Here is a 4,352-nt window from a genome sequence, read left to right on the forward strand (position 1 = left end):
GCCGTGAGGATGAACACCGCCTCGAACATGATGGCGAAGTGGTACCAGTAGGCCATGAGCCCCTTCATGAAGGGCACGGAGGAGAAGATGTAGGCCATGCCAACGGCCAGCGACACCGCGCCGCCGGGCCTGCCCTGGAGCGTCTCGCCCACGGCGGTGGAGAGTTCGGGGAGGTTCACCACGCTCATGCCCAGCTTGGCGAAGGCTGCCGCAGGGGCGTTGATGGCGAAGTAGTCGGCCGGGACCATCACGCAGGCCGCGATGAGGGCCATGATGGCCACGAAGCCCTCGGTGAGCATGGCCCCGTAACCCACGAAGAGGATGTCGCCCTCGGAGCCGATCATCTTGGGCGTGGTGCCCGAGCCGATGATGGCGTGAAAGCCCGAGATGGCCCCGCAGGCGATGGTGATGAACAGGAAGGGGAACACCGGGCCGGGGATGATGGGGCCGCCGCCGGAGATGAACTGCGTGGTGGCGGGCATCAAGAGGTCCGGGCGCACCCAGAAGATGCCGATGGCCAGCATGGCGATGGTGCCGATCTTCAGGTACGTGGAGAGATAGTCGCGCGGGCACAGCAAGAGCCACACCGGGAGCACCGAGGCGATGAATCCGTAGATGGGGATCGAGATGGCGATGTTGTTGCGCGACATGGTGAACATCCCCGACAGGGTGGGGTTCTCCACCACGTAGGGTCCGGCCAGGATGGCCAGCACCAGGAGCGCCACGCCCATGATGGAAGCGCCCTTCACGTCGCCGTCGCGCCAGACGTGGAGGTACACGCCCATGAGCAGCGCGATGGGCACGGTGGCGAACACCGTGAAGGTGCCCCACGGGCTGTGGAACATGGCGTTCACCACGGCCAGGGACAGGCCCGCCAGCGTGAGGATGAGGATGAAGAGCACGGCCACCGAGGCCACGGAACCGGTGGCTTTCCCGATCTCCTGGGTGGCGATGTAGGCCAGGCTCTGGCCCCTGTGGCGCACCGAGGCGAAGAGCACCACCGAGTCGTGCACGGCCCCGGCCACCACGCAGCCCACCAGGATCCACAGCGCGCCCGGCATGTAGCCGAACTGCGCCGCGAGCACCGGCCCAAGCAGCGGACCGGCCGCCGCGATGGCCGCGAAGTGGTGGCCGAACAGCACGAATTTGTTGGTTTTCACATAGTCCACGCCGTCAGCCATCTTGACGGCGGGGGTGGGCCGCTCGGGCTTGACCCCCAGGACCTTGCGGACGAAAAAAAGTCCGTAGAAGCGGTAGGCGATGGCGAAGACGCAAAGAGAGGCAAAGACCAGGGTCAAGGCGTTCACGAAAAACCTCCTTCATGCTGGTTTGGCCGGTACGTCTTAGAGCGAAGTGTCGGAACGCTAAACCGCATGGGGAGTCGCGTCAACCGGGCATTCCGGATTTCTGCCGTCCGCACAGGCAGATGGCCTCCTCCAGCACTTCCAGGACGCGCCCGCACAGGCCTCCGGCCGTGCCCCCGGCCCCGGGCGGCGGCCCGAAAAGGGTGAAGCGCGCCTCGCGCAGGCCGCGCTCGGGCACGGCCTCGGGGTCCACCCGGGAGAGCGTCAAAGCCAGGCGCTCGGCCAGCAGGTAGCCCGCGAGCCCGCGCGCCAGCAACTCGACGTCGCGCGCGAAGCCCCTGCGGCGGCGCTCAAGAAAGGCCAGTGCCTCGCTGGAAGGGGAAAGGCTCAGGGCGTGGTCCAGCATGGCCAGGACGCCCGAGATCTGCGCCCCGGGCAGTCCCTGCCGCCAGCCCAGCAGCCAGCTCTCGCGCCAGGTGAAGAGCCCGTGGGCGCGGCCCAATTCCACGACTTCAAGCATCAGTTCCAGGGCGCGCGCCAGGGCCGGGTCGTCCCAGGCGGGGCGGCCTTGGCCGATGGCCCAGGCGGGCGCGGGCGCGGGGGTGAGCTCCAGGCCCGAAAGTTCGATGAGCATGTGCGCCAGCCAGGCGTTGGCCTCGGGCGCGCCGGGGGACTCCAGGTGCGCGTGGGAGAGCACGTAGCGCCCCTGCCCGAAGCTCCCGGCCGCCACGCAGGGGTCGCCCGGGGCGAAGGCCGGGGCCAGGCGCACGCCGTAGAGCGCCTCCCAGTCCTCCAGCACCTGCTCCGGGATGAGCGCCAGGGGGATGTCGGCCATCATGAAGCCGGGGCCGGGGCCGCCGTAGCGCGCCACCACCTCCACGCCCTGGCCGTGGGGCCGGAAGGTGGCGGGCCACCACACCGGGGCCAGGGGCGCGGCCAGCCCGGGAGGCGTGAAGGGCGATTCCTGGGGGTGGAGCACCACGTTGCCGCTGGCGAAGTGCTGGATGCGCCTGGGGAAGGGTTCGCGCGTCCAGGGGCAGAGGCCCAGTCCGCCGGGCACCGTGAGGCCCAGGCCCGCGCCGCCGCAGATGCCCAGGTAGGCCCCCCCGGCGGCCACATAGCGCCGGATGGCCTCCAGGCCTCGTCCGCCCAGGCTGGCGGCCTTGCGGCTGGAGAAGCCGCCCGGAACCACCAGCGCCGCCGGCGGGTGGGCCTCCAGGCGGCCCCTGGCGGCCTCGTGGGCGCGCAGCAGGCGCACGGGAGCGCCCATGGCCGCGAGCGAGCGCGCCAGCAGCACGCCCCAGAGGTGGGCTTCGTCCCAGAGCACGGCCAACATGGCCCCGTTGTGCCCCATCCCGACCACGGTGACAACAGGCGCAAAACACGCTATTGCGCGGCCGTTCCAAAGGAGTGAGCACATGTCCGACACCACCCTTGCCAAAGGCTACGAACCCGCCGAGGTCGAGGCCCGCTGGCTCGATTTCTGGCGCGAATCCGGGGCCGGCACGGCCGATCCCCAGGCCCAAGGCGAACCCTTCTCCATCGTCATCCCGCCGCCCAACGTCACGGGGGCCCTGCACATGGGCCACGCCCTCAACCTGACCATCCAGGACATCCTCTGCCGCCACATGCGCCAGAAGGGCCGCAAGGTGCTCTGGGTGCCGGGCACGGACCACGCGGGCATCGCCACCCAGAACGTGGTGGAGCGCTCCCTGGGCGCGGAGGGCGTCACGCGCCAGGCGCTGGGCCGCGAGGCCTTCGTGGAAAAGGTGTGGGAGTGGCGCAAGGACTACGGCGGGCGCATCCTCAACCAGATCCGGCGCATGGGCGCGAGCGTCGACTGGACCCGCGAGCGCTTCACCATGGACGAGGGCCTCTCGCGCGCCGTGCGCGAGGTGTTCGTGCGCCTCTACGAGGAAGGCCTGATCTACAAGGGCGACTACATCATCAACTGGTGCCCACGCTGCCAGACCGCCCTGGCCGACCTGGAAGTGGAGCACGCCCCGAAAAAGGGCGGCCTCTACCAGATCCGCTACCCCCTGGCCGACGGCTCCGGCGAGCTGGTGGTGGCCACCACCCGCCCCGAGACCATGCTGGGCGACACCGCCGTGGCCGTGCACCCCGAGGACGAGCGCTACGCCGCCTTCGTGGGCAGGATGGTGAAGCTGCCGCTCACCGACCGCCTGATCCCCGTGATCGCGGACGCCTACGTGGACCGCGAGTTCGGCACCGGCGCGCTCAAGGTCACCCCGGCCCACGACATGAACGACTTCGAGCTGGGACGCCGCCACGGCCTGGAGCTGCTCCAGGTGATGGACGGCCAGGGCCGCATGAACGCCGCCGCCGGAGCGGACTTCGCGGGCCTCACCCGCGAGGAGTGCCGCAGGAAGGTGCTGGAGGCCCTCCAGGAGCAGGGCTTCCTGGTGAAGAAGGAGGAGCACGACCACTCCGTGGGCGAGTGCTACCGCTGCAAGACCGTCATCGAGCCCCACGTCTCGCCCCAGTGGTTCGTGAAGGCCGGCCCCCTGGCCCAGGTGGCCCGCAAGGCCGTGGAGGACGGGCGCACCCGCATCGTTCCCGACCAGTGGACCAGCACCTACTACCACTGGCTGGACAACATCCGCGACTGGTGCATCTCCCGCCAGATCTGGTGGGGGCACCGCATCCCGGCCTGGACCTGCCAGGCCTGCGGCCAGCTCGTCGTCTCGCGGGAAGACCCCTCGGCCTGCGCCTGCGGCGGCGCGCTCAGTCAGGACGAGGACGTGCTGGACACCTGGTTCTCCTCGGCCCTGTGGCCCTTCTCCACCCTGGGCTGGCCGGACAAGACCCCGGAGCTCGCGGCCTTCTACCCCACATCGGTGCTGGTGACGGCCTTCGACATCCTCTTCTTCTGGGTGGCCCGCATGATGATGATGGGCCAGCACTTCATGGGCGAGGTCCCCTTCCGCGACGTGTACATCCACGCCCTGGTGCGCGACGGCGAGGGCAAGAAGATGTCCAAGTCCACGGGCAACGTCATCGACCCGCTCGTGATGATCGGCAAGTTCG

Annotated in this window: 3 protein-coding genes; 1 reads left to right on the forward strand and 2 read right to left on the reverse strand. The window is 69.6% G+C overall.

Annotation, left to right across the window (positions count from 1 at the left end; genetic code table 11):
• Both ACV4UX_RS17545 and ACV4UX_RS17550 read right to left on the reverse strand, forming a co-directional pair.
• Nucleotides 1–1,307 (reverse strand): carbon starvation CstA family protein (locus tag ACV4UX_RS17545; protein WP_491594571.1); only part of this gene is annotated, 1,307 nt, incomplete at its 3' end.
• Between the two features lie 79 nt (nucleotides 1,308–1,386).
• The gene (locus ACV4UX_RS17550; protein WP_491594572.1) at nucleotides 1,387–2,640 is read right to left on the reverse strand and encodes a BPL-N domain-containing protein; all 1,254 of its coding nucleotides are present in this window, start codon (nucleotides 2,638–2,640) and stop codon (nucleotides 1,387–1,389) included.
• 82 nt (nucleotides 2,641–2,722) lie between these two features.
• On the opposite strand from ACV4UX_RS17550, the gene ACV4UX_RS17555 reads away from it, so the two are divergent.
• Nucleotides 2,723–4,352: valine--tRNA ligase (locus ACV4UX_RS17555; protein ID WP_491594573.1), on the forward strand; the 1,630-nt coding region annotated here is incomplete at its 3' end.

Source organism: Fundidesulfovibrio sp. (assembly GCF_058402725.1).